The sequence below is a fragment of the Ruegeria sp. CE12 genome, assembly GCF_056537525.1.
In genome coordinates this window covers 231,195-247,824 of the sequence record NZ_JBQFRS010000006.1, presented here as the reverse complement: position 1 = coordinate 247,824, position 16,630 = coordinate 231,195, and the positions used below count along the sequence as shown (strand labels likewise).

The 16,630-nt window shown below is 55.0% G+C and carries 15 protein-coding genes; 10 read left to right on the top strand and 5 right to left on the bottom strand.

Annotated elements, in window-relative coordinates:
• Positions 1-13 precede the first annotated feature (13 nt).
• Both betC and ACR0IO_RS15890 read left to right on the top strand, forming a co-directional pair.
• On the top strand, positions 14-1,549 hold the full coding sequence (betC, locus tag ACR0IO_RS15895) for a choline-sulfatase (RefSeq protein ID WP_480742568.1): 1,536 nt from the start codon (positions 14-16) through the stop codon (positions 1,547-1,549).
• 1 nt (position 1,550) lies between these two features.
• Positions 1,551-3,164, top strand: a complete 1,614-nt coding sequence (locus ACR0IO_RS15890) for a GMC family oxidoreductase (protein ID WP_480742567.1) — start codon at positions 1,551-1,553, stop codon at positions 3,162-3,164.
• A 516-nt stretch (positions 3,165-3,680) separates the two neighbouring features.
• On the opposite strand, the gene ACR0IO_RS15885 is transcribed toward ACR0IO_RS15890, so the two are convergent.
• Positions 3,681-4,823: an amidohydrolase gene (locus ACR0IO_RS15885; RefSeq protein ID WP_480742566.1), complete on the bottom strand. Its 1,143-nt coding sequence runs from the start codon at positions 4,821-4,823 to the stop codon at positions 3,681-3,683.
• 114 nt (positions 4,824-4,937) lie between these two features.
• Between ACR0IO_RS15885 and ACR0IO_RS15880 the strand changes: the two genes are divergently transcribed.
• The 8 genes from ACR0IO_RS15880 to ACR0IO_RS15845 all read left to right on the top strand — a co-directional run bounded on the left by ACR0IO_RS15880 (position 4,938) and on the right by ACR0IO_RS15845 (position 13,608).
• Positions 4,938-5,399 carry an Lrp/AsnC family transcriptional regulator gene (locus ACR0IO_RS15880; protein ID WP_480742565.1) on the top strand — a complete coding sequence of 154 codons (462 nt, stop codon included), beginning with the start codon at positions 4,938-4,940 and terminating at the stop codon, positions 5,397-5,399.
• A gap of 249 nt (positions 5,400-5,648) precedes the next feature.
• A complete protein-coding gene (locus ACR0IO_RS15875) occupies positions 5,649-6,242 on the top strand; it encodes a helix-turn-helix domain-containing protein (RefSeq protein ID WP_480742564.1) in 594 nt (197 codons plus the stop codon).
• A 144-nt stretch (positions 6,243-6,386) separates the two neighbouring features.
• Positions 6,387-7,970, top strand: coding sequence for an ABC transporter substrate-binding protein (locus ACR0IO_RS15870; RefSeq protein WP_480742563.1), 1,584 nt, complete (start codon positions 6,387-6,389; stop codon positions 7,968-7,970).
• A gap of 56 nt (positions 7,971-8,026) precedes the next feature.
• Complete coding sequence (locus ACR0IO_RS15865) at positions 8,027-8,968, top strand: ABC transporter permease (RefSeq protein ID WP_155149231.1); 942 nt, start codon at positions 8,027-8,029, stop codon at positions 8,966-8,968.
• On the top strand, positions 8,965-9,822 hold the full coding sequence (locus ACR0IO_RS15860; protein ID WP_480742562.1) for an ABC transporter permease: 858 nt from the start codon (positions 8,965-8,967) through the stop codon (positions 9,820-9,822). Before ACR0IO_RS15865 ends, ACR0IO_RS15860 begins: the two co-directional genes overlap by 4 nt.
• A 9-nt stretch (positions 9,823-9,831) precedes the next feature.
• Positions 9,832-10,824 carry an ABC transporter ATP-binding protein gene (locus ACR0IO_RS15855; protein ID WP_480742561.1) on the top strand — a complete coding sequence of 331 codons (993 nt, stop codon included), beginning with the start codon at positions 9,832-9,834 and terminating at the stop codon, positions 10,822-10,824.
• A complete protein-coding gene (locus tag ACR0IO_RS15850; protein WP_480742560.1) occupies positions 10,821-11,816 on the top strand; it encodes an ABC transporter ATP-binding protein in 996 nt (331 codons plus the stop codon). The genes ACR0IO_RS15855 and ACR0IO_RS15850 overlap by 4 nt, the downstream gene beginning before the upstream one ends.
• Positions 11,809-13,608 (top strand): aminopeptidase P family protein, encoded by a 1,800-nt coding sequence (locus tag ACR0IO_RS15845; RefSeq protein ID WP_480742559.1) that lies wholly within the window; start codon positions 11,809-11,811, stop codon positions 13,606-13,608. Before ACR0IO_RS15850 ends, ACR0IO_RS15845 begins: the two co-directional genes overlap by 8 nt.
• Positions 13,609-13,714: 106 nt before the next feature.
• On the opposite strand, the gene ACR0IO_RS15840 is transcribed toward ACR0IO_RS15845, so the two are convergent.
• Genes ACR0IO_RS15840 through ACR0IO_RS15825 form a run of 4 tightly spaced genes read right to left on the bottom strand, consistent with a single transcriptional unit; the run spans position 13,715 to position 16,621 of the window.
• Positions 13,715-14,479: an SDR family NAD(P)-dependent oxidoreductase gene (locus ACR0IO_RS15840; RefSeq protein WP_480742558.1), complete on the bottom strand. Its 765-nt coding sequence runs from the start codon at positions 14,477-14,479 to the stop codon at positions 13,715-13,717.
• Positions 14,476-15,477 carry an LLM class oxidoreductase gene (locus ACR0IO_RS15835; RefSeq protein WP_480742557.1) on the bottom strand — a complete coding sequence of 334 codons (1,002 nt, stop codon included), beginning with the start codon at positions 15,475-15,477 and terminating at the stop codon, positions 14,476-14,478. The genes ACR0IO_RS15840 and ACR0IO_RS15835 overlap by 4 nt, the downstream gene beginning before the upstream one ends.
• On the bottom strand, positions 15,477-16,262 hold the full coding sequence (locus ACR0IO_RS15830; protein ID WP_480742556.1) for a CmcJ/NvfI family oxidoreductase: 786 nt from the start codon (positions 16,260-16,262) through the stop codon (positions 15,477-15,479). The genes ACR0IO_RS15835 and ACR0IO_RS15830 overlap by 1 nt, the downstream gene beginning before the upstream one ends.
• A 56-nt stretch (positions 16,263-16,318) precedes the next feature.
• Positions 16,319-16,621 carry a DUF1330 domain-containing protein gene (locus ACR0IO_RS15825; RefSeq protein WP_480742555.1) on the bottom strand — a complete coding sequence of 101 codons (303 nt, stop codon included), beginning with the start codon at positions 16,619-16,621 and terminating at the stop codon, positions 16,319-16,321.
• Positions 16,622-16,630 lie beyond the last annotated feature (9 nt).

Genomic DNA, 16,630 nt, shown 5'->3' with positions numbered 1-16,630 from the left:
ATAGGAAACGAATATGGCACGTCCAAACATCCTATTCATTCAGGCGGACCAGCTCGCGGCGAACGCGTTGGCGGCCTATGGCAACAAGACCGTCAAAGCGCCCAACATTGACCGGCTTGCGGAAATTGGAGTGGTGTTTGAAAACTGCTATTGCAACCTGCCTATGTGCGGACCGTCCCGCGCGTCAATGCATGCAGGCAAGCTGCCATTCTCGATCGGCATGTATGACAACGCCAGCGAATTCCACGCCGACATTCCAACGTTCGCACACTATCTGCGCAGCATGGATTACCGGGTCGAGATGTCTGGCAAGATGCACTTTGTGGGCCCCGATCAGCTACACGGTTATGACAAACGTCACACGACCGAAATCTACCCGGCCAACTTTGCCTGGACCGTAGATTGGTCCAAGGGCCGCGAATACAAGCCCACCAACCTGACAATGGCCCCGATCCTGGAAAGTGGCCCCGCGATCCGTACCATGCAAATGGATTATGACGATGAGGTCGAATACCACGGCGTTCAGGCCCTGTATGATCTGGCCCGCAAAGGTGACGACCGCCCCTTTATGCTGACGGTGTCCTTCACGTCTCCGCACTCACCCTTCGTAATTGGGCAAGAGTATTGGGACCTCTACGATCATGATGAAATCGAATACCCTGAGGTCCCTCCTCTGGAATTGAATGAGATGGATCATCTCAGCCGCAACCTGCACTACTGTCAGTCCCGGCACGAGTTCACGGTCACACCCGAAGACCGCCGCAAAGCCCGCCACGGCTATTACGGAATGATCTCGTATATAGACGAAAAAGTTGGTCGCCTTGTGGATGTTCTGGAAAAGACCGGCCAGATCGACAACACCATCGTCATCGTGACCGCCGACCACGGAGAGATGATGGGTGAGCGCGGCATGTGGTTCAAACAACACTTCTTCGAGTGGGCCTCCAGCGTGCCCTTCATCGTATACGCGCCGGATCGTTTCAAACCGGCACGAGTGAAGGAGAATATATCGCTCATTGATCTTCTGCCGACACTCACGGACCTCGCAGCTGAGGGTTCATTCGAGGACTATGCCGCTCCTATCGACGGCCAGTCTCTGGTTCCTGCCCTGAACGGTGACACGTCTGGACTGTCAGATGTTGTGATCTCGGAATTCGCCGCAGACGGGTCCACCGGCCCCAGCCGCATGGTTAGAAAGGGCCCATGGAAACTGATGTGGCTCGAAGGGGTCGATACGCTTCTTTACAACGTTGAAGAAGATCCCAACGAAGTAACCAACCGCGCCGCCGATCCGGATTGTGCGGATATCAGAGCCGAACTTGAAGCGATCTTGTTTGATGGTTGGAATCCGGACGAACTGCGCGACACGATCCGTGCCAGCCAAGTCCGTCGCCTTGCCATACACAAGGTAACCGAAGGCGATCCCACCTACGTATACACCGTCCGCAAAGACGACGACGAACGCTATATCCGGAACGCTGGTGCTGCGGATACTAAAGCGCGCGCGCGCCTTCCCTATGTGGCTCCGGCCAAGCCTGACCGAGTATGAAATGTCTTATGATTATATTATCGTTGGCGCAGGCTCTGCTGGCTGCGTCATCGCAAACAGATTGTCCGCCGACCCGAAAATCCGGGTTCTGCTTCTCGAGGCCGGGGGAAAGGACACAAATCCCTGGATTCACATTCCGGTCGGGTACTTCAAAACCCTGCATAATCCAAACACCGATTGGTGCTACAAGGCCGACCCCGATCCCGGTCTGAACGGGCGCGCACTGGATTGGCCGCGCGGAAAGACCCTTGGCGGATCGTCTTCGATCAACGGCTTGCTTTATGTGCGGGGCCAGAAAGAGGACTATGATCGCTGGGCGCAATTGGGGAACACCGGTTGGTCTTGGGATGATGTGTTGCCATTGTTCAAGCGATCAGAAATTCACGAAGATGCAGACCCCGATCTGCACGGTAAAGATGGCGAATTGGCGGTATCTCTGATCCGCGCCAAATCTCCTATATCCGAGGCTTTCATCGAGGCCGCCGTCGAAATGGGCGTGCCCCGGACCGACGATTATAACGGCGAGAAACAAGAGGGCGCAGGTTATTTTCACCAAACCGCGCGCAAAGGTTTCCGCTGCTCTTCGGCCAAGGCATTCCTAACGCCCATCAAAGGCAAGCGGAGAAACCTTGACGTTGCCACGCACGCACATACCACCAACCTCATCTTTGCCTCTGACGCACCAAAGCAGGTGACGGGAGTTTCCTACGACGTCAAAGGCGCCGCACAACAAGCAATGTTGAACCCGGGTGGTGAGGTCATCTTGTCTGCCGGCGCTATCGGGTCACCCCAGCTGCTGGAGCTATCAGGCATCGGAAATCCAGATGTCCTGACGGCCGCTGGGGTGAACGTTCGCCACGCGCTGCCCGGCGTCGGCGCGAATCTTCAGGACCACCTGCAGATTCGACTCGTCTACGAGGTCAACGTCCCCACTTTGAACGACGCGATCAACAATATCTTCCATCGCGCAGGGATCGGCATCGAATATGCCTTGCGCCGAACAGGGCCTATGAGCCTAGGCGCCAGCCAAGTCGCAATCTTTGCCAAATCGATGGAAGGATTGGCAACGCCAGACATTCAATTCCACTTTCAGCCGCTATCCGCTGACAAACCGGGGATCGAAATGCACCCGTTCTCGGGCTTTACCTCTTCAGTTTGCCAACTGAGACCCGAAAGCCGCGGCCACATCCATATCACTTCGCCTGATGCGCATGCCTATCCCAAGATAGTGCCAAATTATCTTTCGACAACCGGCGATCAACTCTGCGCGATCCGGGCCGTGAAATTTGCCCGTGCAATGACCAGGACCAACGCCCTTTCGCCTTTCATCGTGCGTGAACATGTGCCGTCAGGCAAAATCGAAACGGATGAAGAGCACCTCGAAGCCGCCCGCAACATGGCGCAGACGATCTATCATCCCACCTCAACCTGCAAGATGGGCACAGATGATCGTGCAGTCGTTGACCCGCGACTTCGAGTCCATGGCATCCGTGGACTGCGTGTAGCGGATGCCTCGATCATGCCAGACATCGTCAGTGGTACTACAAATGCGCCGTCGATCATGATCGGCGAGAAGTGCAGCGCTTTGGTTTTGGAGGACAGAAGAACGGAGTAAGCTAACGACGATGACAGGTTTGAATTAACGCGCTCGGACAGATAGCCAGAGCCATAAGAGACCAGTTTTGTACATCTACATTTAGCGCCGTGTTGCATTGTCAGGGCATCAAGCAGCAATGAAAAAGGGGAGGCTTTGCAAAACTTTGAGCACGGTGAGTGGGTTTAGCAATCACATCAAAGTCAGGTAGCTAGGCCAGCGAGCCGTTTGAACGGCAGAGGCCGTAAGCGAATTCACCAATCTTGTTCTTGCGTCCAATATAGGCACACCTATCATCGACTTCGAACCAGGCAATATTTTCAGCTCCGTTGCAGACACCCGTGGATCCTGATGCTCTCCTCCGACCAGTACCTTCACGGACGCCCTCCAGCGGAACGTTCTGGTTAGTGTACGAGAAATCTCGCGCTTCAGAGCGCACAGGCCCGCATATATTCCACCAAGAGCCTCGAAGCTGCAGGACTGAAATCGGGATTGCCTGAATGGCAGGAAAATATTTGAGACTTTTGTATTCCTAGGTTAGCCGCGTTTGGGTAACCGTTGGCGAACAAGTTCAGCCCACAAATTTGCGCCAATCGGAAGAAGCTCATCATTGAAATCGTAATCCGCAGAATGCAACGGTCGACCATGAGACCCTTCTGTCCCGTTGCCGATAAGCAGGAAACATCCCGGCACCGCCACCGCGAAATTGGCAAAATCTTCTGAGAAAGTCATGGAAGGGCGATTGCCGTCAGTGTCAAGTTGAAGCGCTTCAGCAGCTGCAATAACGTGGTTTGCCGCATCGGCATTGTTAACAGCCTCGATGAACTCAGTACGAAATTCCACATTAACATCAACGTTGTGACTCAGCGCAATGCCAGCAGCAATCTGGCGCATACTGTCCTCAATCAAGCGCCGGTCCTCAGGCGAAGCTGCGCGAGCATCACCCTTCAATACCGTGCAGCCAGGCAGGACGTTGCGCTGACCATCCGTAATGAACTCGGTCACTGAAACGACCGCGCCGGACGAGGGCGGCAATCTCCTCGAAACGATGGTCTGCAACGCAAGAACGAGCTCAGAGGCAGGAGTGATGGTCTCCCGCCCGACATGTGGCATGGAAGCATGCCCACCCTGCCCCCTGATTTCGATCTCAAACAAGTTTTCGCTAAAGGTAATAACGCCTGCTCGTGTTGACACGTGCCCCACCGGTTCGCCGGGTAAATTGTGGGCGCCATAAACCTCTTGGATTGGGAAGCGTTCCAATACACCTTCGTCGATCATCGCCTTGGCACCCAAACCATGCTCTTCATTGGGCTGGAACAATAAGACAACCGTACCGTCGAAATCCGGGTCTTTGACTAGTAACTCAGCCGCGCCAAGCAACATAGTTGTATGCCCGTCATGTCCGCATGCATGCATTATCCCTTCATTTCGGGAACGGTGAGGGAAGTCGTTGATTTCGGTAATGGGGAGCGCATCGAAGTCAGCCCTCAATCCGATGGCGCGATTGCCTTTGCCCGCTCGGAGGATGCCGACTATGCCCACACCTTCGTGCACTTCTATCCCGAGATCATGCAAGTGCTTGGCAATACGGGATTTTGTCCATTCCTCCTGGAACCCCAACTCTGGGTTAGCGTGAAATTCGTGACGTAGGGCACGAAGATTCTCTGAAAAATCACCCATTCATGCAGCTCCAATTCGATGAACTCGACATCTCCTAAGAAGATGAGGGTTTTTATTTCATCTCTAGGGAAAAATCCGCTGGAAATTGCGCTAACTGACGCAATAATATTTCACATGATACAACTGGACGACTTTGACAGGGCAATCCTCCGCATCCTGCAAAAAGACAACCGCACGCCTCAGCAGAAGATTGGCAATGCTGTAAATCTGTCTGCTCCATCAGTGCAGCGACGTATCAGGCGTATGGAAGCAGAAGGTGTGATCCGAACCAATACTGCCGTTATCGACCCCGCATTGGTGGATTTAGCGCTCACGATCTTTGTCGAGGTGGAGTTGGTTAGCGAGACACCCACTGAGATAGATGCCGCGAAGCTCGCATTCCGCGATGCCCCAGAGGTTCAGCAGTGTTTCTATGTGACTGGGGAAATCGATTTCATGCTCGTTGTGGTCGTAGAGTGCATGTCGGCGTATGAAGATTTCACGCGGCGCATGTTCTTCGCGAACGAGAATATCAAGAAATTCAGGACATATGTCGCTATGGATGCAATCAAAACCGGCAGCATCCTTAACATCTGAATGTCAGGACCTGGGCTCAGGACAAATGGACCTGCCTGAAGGTCACCGTGCCAGGTGCAGCAAAAGCGAAGAACGCACTATGAGCGGCCTCCAAAACACTGAACTCAATCACTCTGACCCTTGCCTTGCACGAGAATACCAAAGACCGATTGTTACGTACGTGTTTTTACTCTGGCTAAAATTAATTTTGATCTTCATGCAAATCTCCTATTGAATGGTTCAAGCCGGATAAGAAGCAGGAGAGATCGGATGAAAGCTCCGACCGCACATACCAAGACCAAAGCCAAAGGGCGGCCCACCGAACTGGGTGCGGCGATCCGGCGGCGGCGTAAGGCCATGGGGCAGACCCTGGATCAAGTTGCGAAGGCAACAGATCTGACGACCGGTTTTCTGTCGCAAGTGGAACGCGGACTAAGCTCACCTTCGCTGACGTCTCTGATGGCTATAGCCGCGGCCCTGCAAACCAGCATCGAGCAATTGCTGAGTGTACCCGAAGTGTTTTCAGAATATGTCGCAAAAGACAGCAGGCAGACATATTCTCTTGGTACGCGAGGCCGGTTCTACGAAAAGCTGGGCCCCGGGTTTGCCGGTGCACTGTTCCATCCACAGATCGTGCATCGCCCTCCGGGGCATGTGTCAGAAAAGATGTGTCATGGTGGCGAGGCGTTCTGTTACCTGCTGTCTGGGCAATTGCAATATCACCTTGGGGATAAGGTGTTCATCCTGTCGCCAGGAGATGTGATTCACCATGACACCTCGGTACGCCATTATTCCGTCGTGCTTGGCGAGGTCGAAGCGGTTGAGCTTTGGGTGACCACATCACCAATGACTGAGGCAGGCTGACCCCTCCAAATTCTGCTTCTCAGCCGCCCGAAATCTGATGGGTAGTAAGATTTTTTATCTTATTACTAAAAAAAACTTTAGTTAAACTAAGAATCGCTTATTGTCCCTCCTCACAAAGCAAAGACTTTGCGGGAGGAGAAGATGATGAAGCTGAGAACGGTATTGGGAGTGACCGTTGCCGCAACACTGGCGATGCCAGTGTTTGCGCAGGAACGGGGCGGTACGCTCAATTTTGCACGCTACGATGGATCGCGCCTGATCGATCCGATTTATGCGGATCGCAATCCAGACATTTGGATGGTGGGCAGTCTGTTCGACACTCTGCTGCGTGGCAGCCCGGATGGAAATTCAGTAGAACCGGGACTGGCGGAAAGCCATTCGGTCTCTGATGACGGAAAGAGCGTTACGCTTACCTTGCGCGAAGGTATCAAATTCGCAGATGGTTCACCCATGACCGGGGAGGATGTTGTCTTCTCATTGGATCGCGCGCGTAACCCTGACCTCAGCCCATGGGCGGGATTGCTGGGATCTATCGGTGGTGTAACGGCGGAAGGAAACACCATCACCATTGCACTGAATGATCCTGATCCTACGATCCTCTCGATGTTGGCTACTTTCAACACCGCGATTGTTTCCAAAGCCGCGTTTGATGCCGCATCAGGCGAAACAGATCAGGACAAATCGGCAGCGATCTTTGCGGCGACGGCCGCCGGGGTGGGTTCCGGCCCCTTCTATCTGTGCGGTTTCGAACAGGGCGCCTCAATGGATTTCTGTGCCAACGAGTACTACTGGCGCATGGGGTCGGACGGCAAACCGCTACCATATCTCGAAGGCGTGCATTTCGAAATTGTTCCGGATGATGCAACACGTATCCTGCGCCTGCAGGCGGGCGAGGTCGACGCTGCCGAATTTATCCCCTTTAGCCGTGTGGCTGAATTGGAAGCTGATCCGAATATCAGCATGCAGCTTTATCCTTCGACCCGCATAATCTACTCGCCGATCAACACGCGGGAAACACGCGCAGATGGATCGCCCAATCCGCTTGCCGATGCGCGTGTTCGGCAGGCTCTGAACTACGGGACCAACAAGGACGCTCTGATTGGCGTCGTTCTACATGGTGCCGGCCAGCCCATGAGTTCGCCCCTGATGGCGAAAGCGACACAGTATGCTGCTGATCTGAGCCCGCTCTACACCTACGACATGGACAAGGCCAAGACGTTGATCAGCGAAGCTGGCGTTGAACCCGGGACGCAAGTCACCCTGACCACGTTGGCCGGTTCGGCGGATGATGCGACGATCTTCGCCGCGCTGCAACAGATGTGGGCGCCTTTGGGTATCGATCTGGTCGTCGAACAGGTGGACGGAGCAACCCGCGGGGCCAAGAACCGTTCTGGTGAATTCGACATCCACACATATGGCTGGGTCAATGACGTGAACGATCCAAGTCAGGTTGTCGGATGGCTGGGCTATACCCCCACCGCTAAGGCCGTAGGCACAGGCTGGGAGAACGCCGAGTTCAACACTTTGTTCGAGGAAGCCGCAAATGAGATGGACCCGGCCGCGCGTGAGGCCAAGTTTGCACGGATGCAGGAGCTTTATGCCGAGGCTGCCCCGTTGCTGTTCATGTATGAAACACCCTTTGCAGTCGCGCTTGGAAATGCAGTCGAGGGCTATGTTCAGACGCCTCTGGGCAATAACATCTTCGATGAAGCTACAATCAGCCGTTAAGAGCTGACCTTTTGCCTCGCCGCCGGATGCGGCGGGGCCCTTTGCGGAGCGTAGACTTGTCCAGCCTGACTTACATTTTGAAACGGCTATTGCTGATGATCCCGACCTTCTTTCTGGTCATGGTCATCATCTTTTTGCTCGTGCGTCTTCTGCCGGGCGACCCTGCCATCGCGATGGCCGGTGACCGGGCTTCGGACGCGGATATCGCGGCTATTCGGGAAAGGCTGGGTCTGACCGAGCCAATGCTGGTGCAGTTTTGGCTGTTTCTGAGCAATACGCTGCACGGCGATCTCGGTCGATCGATCCTCATGCGAACGGATGTGATTGACGTGATCGCGGATCGATTGCCGATCACAGTGTTTCTGACCCTCTATTCAGTCGTATTGTCCTTGCTGATCGCAGGACCGCTGGCATTTGTTGCCGCGCTCAACCGAGGGCGCTGGCCGGACGCCGTCATTCGCACCGTGTTCCAAATCGGGCTCTCGATGCCAGTATTCTATATCGGTCTGGTCTTGCTGACCTTTCTCGCAGCACAGCTGCGCCTGTTTCCGGTTGGCGGATATGGCGACACGTTCGGAGAGCGTCTGTACCATCTGTTTCTGCCCTCGATCACAGTCGCGCTCTACACTTCAGCCATCATCATGCGAAACCTGCGCAGCGCAATTATCGAAGTTTTGGATGCGGAATACGTTCAGTTCGCCCGTGCCAAAGGCCTGCCCACGCGTCTGATCCTCGGGCGACATGTTCTGCGAAACGCACTCATCTCGACAGTTACCTTGCTGGGCCTGTCTATTGGCAATCTGATGAGCGGTACGCTGGTGACTGAAACCGTATTTGCTGTTCCGGGCATGGGCAGACTGATGCTCGAGGCCATCTTTGCCCGCGATTATCCGTTGATTCAGGGGCTGACATTGACGTTCGCAGTCCTCGTTTCGCTGGTTTTTCTTCTGACGGATCTTTTCCAAAGCCGCCTTGATCCAAGGATGCGCCTGCAATGAGCGATGCAACCTTCAATCCCGTGGCCCAAAACCCGTCCAAATGGCGTCGAGCTCTGCGCAAGCCAGGCTTTGTGGCCGGCCTGATGATCATCGGGTTTTCGATCATGCTCGCCGTTTTTCCCGGAGCATTTGCGCCCTATGATCCAAACGCGATCGACTATCTGGCGGTGCGGCAACCTCCATCATGGGCACATCCCTTTGGCACCGACCTGTTGGGGCGAGACAGCCTGTCACGCGTGATTTGGGCCTATCAGGTGAACATGCAGATGGCCGTGTTTGCCACGGTTTTTGCGCTGGTGATCGGCGTCGTAATAGGGGCGTTGGTCGGTTACTATCGTGGCATTGCCGATCTCATCTTTGGCCGGGTTGTCGATGCGGTGATTACTTTTCCCTTTCTGGTGTTGGTAATCGCCGTTGTGGCTGTTCTGGGCCCCGGTCTGGTCAATATGTACATCGCCATCACTGTTGTCGGCTGGGTCTACTATGCCCGCTTGATGCGGGCCGAGGTGATTGCGCAGATGGGCAATGATTATGCAGCAGCCGGGATCGTCATGGGATATTCCGACCGGCGCATCATCTTTCGCCATTTGCTGCCCAATGCGATTACCCCGGTCATCGTTTACTGGATGACCGACATGGCACTGGCAATCCTGCTCGGGTCATCGCTGGGCTATCTGGGCTTGGGCGCGCAACCTCCTCAAGCGGAATGGGGCGTATTGATTGCCGAAGGGCGCAATTTCATCTCAACCGCATGGTGGCTAAGCCTGATGCCCGGCATCGCCATCGTGCTAACAGGTCTTGGCTTTTCCTTGCTGGGTGATGGGCTCGCCGATCTGCTTAGGCCGCGGGGATAGGGGCTGGGTATGAGCGACAAGACACCGATCCTCGAAGTCGAAGGACTGAACACCACCTTCTATCGAAACGGGCAGGCGCTGCCTGCAGTACGGGACGTCAACTTCTCTGTCGCGCGCGGCGAAGTACTTGGACTGGTTGGTGAGAGTGGGTCAGGCAAAAGCGTCACCTTACGATCGATCATGGGGCTTGCGCGTCGCTATGGGGACGTCTCGGGGCAGGTGCGTTGGCAGGGGCGTGATCTGGTACCAATGCCAGATAGTGAATTGCGCCTCATACAGGGGCGGGAAATCGCGATGATATTTCAAGAGCCCATGACCTCGCTTAATCCGCTACTGACCATTGGCCTGCAAATAGAAGAGAACTTGCTTGCGCATACCGATCTGTCTCGTACGGCGCGGCGAGACCGGGCAATCGAGATGCTGGATTTGGTTGGTATCCCCTCGGCAGCACAACGGCTGAAAGACTATCCTCATCAGTTTTCCGGTGGAATGCGGCAACGAGTGATGATTGCCATAGCACTCGCCGCAAATCCGAAACTTCTGCTAGCGGACGAACCGACTACCGCTCTGGACGTGACCATTCAGGCGCAGATCCTAGATCTGATCCTGCGTTTGGCTGCAGAAATGGAAATGGGGGTCGTTCTTGTCACCCATGATCTGGGCGTGGTGGCCCAGACCTGTGACAACGTATCGGTAATGTATGCCGGGCGTATTGTCGAACAGGGGCTAGTACGTGATGTGCTGCGTGAACCTCGTCATCCTTACACCGTTGGTCTGATGCGGTCGGTGCCTGAAAACTTGCCGCCTCGAACACCGCTTTATTCGATTCCGGGCGTTCCCCCCAGTCTGGACACATTGCCCTCGGGATGCGCTTTCGCACCTCGCTGTTCTGCCTGCGTTGAGGCTTGTTTGCAGGGCCGGCCTGATCTGTCGCGCGTTACTGACACGCGGCATGTGGCCTGCTTCAACCCGGTGATCAATGCCAAAGGAAATGCTGCATGAGTGCTGTTTTACGAATACGTGACCTGCATCTGCATTTCCCTCTGGGGCGCAGTCTGATGGACTATGCAGCGGGCCGGCCGGGGCGCGTGGTCAAAGCGTTGAACGGTATCAGCCTGGATTTGATCAAGGGCGAAGCTTTGGGTGTTGTCGGTGAATCCGGCTGTGGGAAATCCACGCTGGCACGTTGCATCGTGCGGCTACATGCGCCCAGCGAAGGAACGATCGAGTTCGAAAGTCAGGATGTTTTTGGAGACGATAATCGCTCTGATCGCACTTACAACCGACGCGTCCAGATGATGTTTCAGGATCCGTATTCTTCGCTCAACCCACGCATGGCAACAGGCCAGATACTGGCCGAAGCACTAAGCGTTCATAACATGCGCCCCGAGGCCGAGATTCCGGCCCGGGTAGTCGAGCTTCTGGATCTTGTGCGCCTTCCTCAGGATGCACAGCACAAGCTTCCGCATGAGTTTTCCGGCGGTCAGCGTCAGCGCATCGCAATTGCACGCGCGCTGGCCGTTGAGCCCGAAGTCCTGATTGCGGATGAACTGGTTTCTGCGCTGGATGTCTCGGTGCAAGCACAGGTTGTGAACTTGCTGCTGGAGTTGCAGCAAGAACTGGATCTGACGATCCTGTTCGTTGCCCACGATTTGAGGCTTGTTCGCCATGTCTCTAATCGGGTTGCCGTGATCTATTTGGGTCGGATCGTCGAGATCGGGGACAGCGAGACCCTGTTCTCAGCTCCGGCCCACCCTTACAGTCAGGCGCTTCTTTCTGCGGCACCCACCCTCAACCCCGATGATCGGGGCAAAGTGGCCCGGCTGGAGGGAGAGTTGCCTTCACCCCTGAACATGCCCTCAGGCTGCCCATTCCATGTCCGGTGCCACCACGCCACGGACGTCTGCAAACAATCGGTACCTGCCCTGCTGCCCTTTGAAGGTCGCGGAGAAGTTGCCTGTCATCATGTCGAAGAGATAAATACCCATGCTTGATGCACCCGACTACAGAACCATTGTCTCAGCTTTGCGTGATGAATTGGCCAAACAGGGGTTGGATGCATTTATTCTGCCCAGATATGATGCACATCAGGCAGAGTATGTCGCTCCACATAATGAGCGTCTGGCGCATGTCACGGGCTTTACCGGATCGGCGGGGATGGCGATTGTGACACCGGATACCGTCGCAATTTTTGTTGATGGTCGCTATGTGGTGCAAGCCGCAAACCAATGCGCTGATCCGATCTTTTCCCATCATCATCTGCACAATGAACCGCCAGAAAACTGGTTGGCATCAGCTGCAGGTTCAGACTGGAAAATTGGCTATGACGCAATGCATCTGCCACCAGTTTGGTATGATCGGTTTTTCTCTGCACTAACAGAAACCGACGCCGAATTGGTTGCGACAAAAACCAACCCAGTCGATGCCGTCTGGCCTGACCAACCAGCCCCTCCGATGGGAAAGATCGAGCCATTTCCATTACAATTCGCGGGCAAGAGTGCAGCGGAAAAAATTTCAGAACTGGTCTCTGAAATGCGGGCTAAAGGCGCGGCGCTGCTGGTTGAAACCCAGCCCGACAATATTGCCTGGCTGCTCAATGTGCGGGGGTCCGATGTTGCCTTCAATCCGATACCACTTTCCTTCCTGTTGGTGGATGTATCCGGGGAAGTGTATTGGTTTGTGGCTGATCGTAAGGTGAACGCGGACACTACCGATCATTTGCCGGCACACGTTCACCTGCTACCCATAGAAGCACTCCTCCCGACGCTCACTGATAAGGCACAAGCTGGTCAGGGTGTTCTGTTTGACCCCGACTTTTCGCCTGAAGCTGTGCGGTCGGTGTTACGAACGAAAGGTGCAAAAGAGCACGCACAAGGCGGTCTCATAACGCTGGCGAAGGCCAGAAAGAACCAAATAGAAGTCGAAGGCCTAAGAGCTTGTCATATAGCGGACGGGGTCGCCTGGACCGAGTTTTGCGCCTGGCTGGCACACGAGGTTCCGACACGCGCCACGTCCGGTCATCCGGTGACCGAACGGGAGGCAGAGCAAAAGATACTGTCCTTCCGGCGCCAGCAGCCGGGCTTTATCTACGAAAGCTTCAACACGATTTCTGCAGCTGCAGGCAATGCCGCCATGTGCCACTACGCGACAGGCCCTGACAATCAGGTGCCGATCCCATCGGACGGCACATATCTGCTGGATTCGGGCGGGCAGTATGAGACGGGAACCACGGATGCAACGCGCAGTTTCGCTTTTGGGACACACAGGCCCGAGGGTTACGACCGTGCTTATACAGCTGTCTTCAAAGCATTTCATGCCATAGCGACCCTGCGATTTCCTGCCGGCACTCAGGGCCACCATATTGATGCAATCTGTCGGCGACCGCTGTGGGATCTGGGACTGGACTATGATCACGGTACAGGTCACGGGATAGGCCATAGGCTATCGGTTCACGAACACCCTCAACGTATAGGAAAACCTTACAACCCCGTCGATCTGGCTCCGGGTATGATCCTGTCGATTGAGCCGGGATACTATGAGACAGACCGATTTGGCATCCGCATCGAGAACTTGTTCGAGATTGTCCAAGCAGAAGATGGTTTCATGGAATTCTCGAACCTCACGTGGATACCAATCCAGACCGACATGCTGCTGCTCGACAAACTGAACGATGCCGAACGGTCTTGGCTCCACAACTATCATGCCGAGTTGGTGCAACGAATTGGCACACATTTATCTGCCAAGGCCCTGTCTTGGGTCAGTTCCACCTGCGGTCAGATCATTTGACGGGATTAGTACCACAGAATTAGCCGCAGCTGGCCACGAGTTCGAATCTTCAGCGATACACTGTCAGCCGACAGTCGTTGGGCTGGTTCATCAACCAAGTGGGCACTTAGATGGTTAAGGCACTAATTGCCTTCACAACTTCCTTGGCCTGCCCCAAATCGATGGAGCCAAAGGTACCAACATCATTATCCCAATAGCGGCCTGAGGCAGTGGCAAAGTCATCATCCAGGGCAAGGCGGCACAGGATATCTGCACCGATTTGCATATCATTCCCTATGACCCCGAAGCCCTCTTTCACCATTTTGGACGCCAGCAGTGAACCGGGATTGACTGCGATGAATGTGGGGCCTGTTGGGTGCGCCGCTGCCATCTCAGCAGACCAAAGAGCAATTGCGCGTTTGCTCTGTGCGTATGCCCCCATGTCATCCAGATGTCTTTCGCCTGATAGGGCCGCGACATCGACAGGAGCTTGCGCGGCGGAAGACAGGTTGATGACACGAGCACCGCTTGGAAGAAGCGGAAGCAACGCAGTGGTCAGGACATGCGGTGCCAAGGTGTTGACGACAAAGCGAACGTCCTGCCTGTTTGGCAGGATCGGATTGGTTGTTTTGTAAACGCCTGCATTGTTGATCAGAACGTCGATCCTGTCGTGATTGGCCGCAATGGCCTTGGCCAACTCCCGAGTTGCTTCAAGAGACGCCAAGTCTGCTTTGTGGGCATCGACGTCACCTCCGACGTCTTTGGCAGCAGCCTCCAGTTTGCTGGCATTGCGACCATGTAGAATGACCCGGTGACCTCTCGCGGCAAGGGTCTTTGCCGTCAGCAAGCCGATGCCATCGGTTGACCCGGTGATGAGAATGGTTTTGCTCATTGCATGTTTCCTTGAGTTGGAAATTCCGGAAGTACCTCGTCGGAGAGGCGCTTCATCGTGTTTTCAATATCTGCCTGATTAAACCGCAGGTTCAGGGCGACGTGGTTGATCCCGTGCTCGCGCAACTCGCACAGATAGGATTTTAGGAAGGCAACCCCAGAACGGAACCCCAGATGTATGGGCCGGGGCTCTGCCTTGTCATCTGAGACAAGATCAACGTAGAGCGACTGCATTACCGGCTTGGCCTGCGCGCCTGCCTCCGCACCGCGCGCGCGATAATCCCGGACAATCTGCGCCTGTGATGCGATATCGCGCGGATAGGTCATCCAGCCGTCACCATGTGCAGCGACCCAATCAGGGGATTGTTGTGAACCACCTGTGATGAGGATGGGCACCCGTGCGCCTGTCGGTTTGGGCAGCATATCCATCGAACCATTCAGGGAGCCATGATCGCCGCTATAGCTCGGATAGTCAGTGCCCACTGCACGGATATAGGCAAGGCTTTCGCGGAACCGTGCACCCCTGTCGGGGAAGCTCATGCCCAAGGCGGGGTATTCTTCCGGTCGATCACCAGAGGCAACACCCAGCAAAAGTCGCCCACCAGACAGTTGGTCGACAGATGCCGCAGCCTTGGCCACATGGGCAGGATGGCGCAGGGGCAGGATAATACTGGCAACCCCAAGAGCGATGTCACGGGTCACACCCGACAAATGACCAAGATATACAAACGGGTCAAACGTCTGCCCCGTATCCCCAAAACTCGGTACATTGAACGGCACGTCCCGTAGCCACAGCGCGGCAAAGCCAAGCTCATCAGCCAGCTTCGCCCGTTCGAGATGTCGCACCATATCGGGCACAGGGTCGGTGTGGTGCGCGTCCAGCGGGACAACCAACCCAACGCTCAATGCACCCGGCTGGAATACAGTGTTGTAGGCGCGGTTCAACTTCGGGAACGTGGCAGGTTCGCCTGAGACAAACGTGGTTTGAAGGTCTGTCATTATTTCCCCCCGTAACGCACCAAGGTGCGGCTTTCTATGCTTTTACGCGGGGTAGTGATCTTTGGATCCTCCACCATGTCGAGCGCAGAATGGGCAACCGAGGGCTTGCCCCGATTGTCATAGATATTGAACACAGCTACTTCGTCGGGCGTCATGCGTGATTGGTAAATCCACTCGTGGTCCGGGTTCGCTACAAGCCCTATGATTTGCCCACGCCGATCCGGATAGATCAGATCAAGCAAAAGCCAGTCTTCCTCCGGCACACTTGAAGGCCGTACAAAGCCCAAAGGGGCTGAGTTGATCGGGTTTTCGATCGGGCGCCAGACATTGATGAAACCATAATGACCATCTGACCATTCCCTGGCTTTCTCTTCGCCAAGAATGTCGGTCAATCGTTGCTGCGCACCTTCGGGGCTATAGTCACTGTGGACATTACGCGCTGGTTTCCGGATGGCATTAGGATCATCCACACGGACGGTATGGTCGAAAACAATGACTTCTTTCGCGCCTATCTCGCGGGTCAGAAGATCCGTCAACTCCTGATCATAAACCGGCTGCCAAGCGCGGTCTTTGCCAAAGATGCTCACTTCAGAGCGAGAGTTGAAAAACCCAACACTATCCCCGGCGAAGTTCACACTGGCACCTGCACGGAAATCACGTAATTCAACTTCGGTCACAACCTGTTCGGGCGAGATCAGCTCTCCCACGACACCTCCGGCATCAATGTGGTAAGCTTGGCGCGCAGGTGCGTGAACGTGGTAGTTGACGGTCGCCTTTGGGATCATCTTTAGATTCCTCGAAAATTAGTGCCTGTGCAACACATCAGGTTAGTGCTGCATCTTCAGGTCAGGTCGTCCTTACCTTCGATCACAAAATGATAGCTTTCCGAGCCCTTGGTGCGAGCGTCGAGATGAGGCCTGTATTCCGGGTCATTCATAAAGCTCATGGCAGCTTCCTTAGACGGCCATTCTAGAATGATGCGTAACGCAGCAGCTTGCTCGCTGCCTTCTACTTGCTCGTGTGATGCCGTGCGTGCCAGATACCTGCCACCGTGCTTGGCAACCAACTTGTTCGCCGTTGGTAGATAGTCGGGAATCCAGTCCTCGCTGGACGGTGTGACTGCCAGTACAGAATAATAGACCATGGGGTGCCT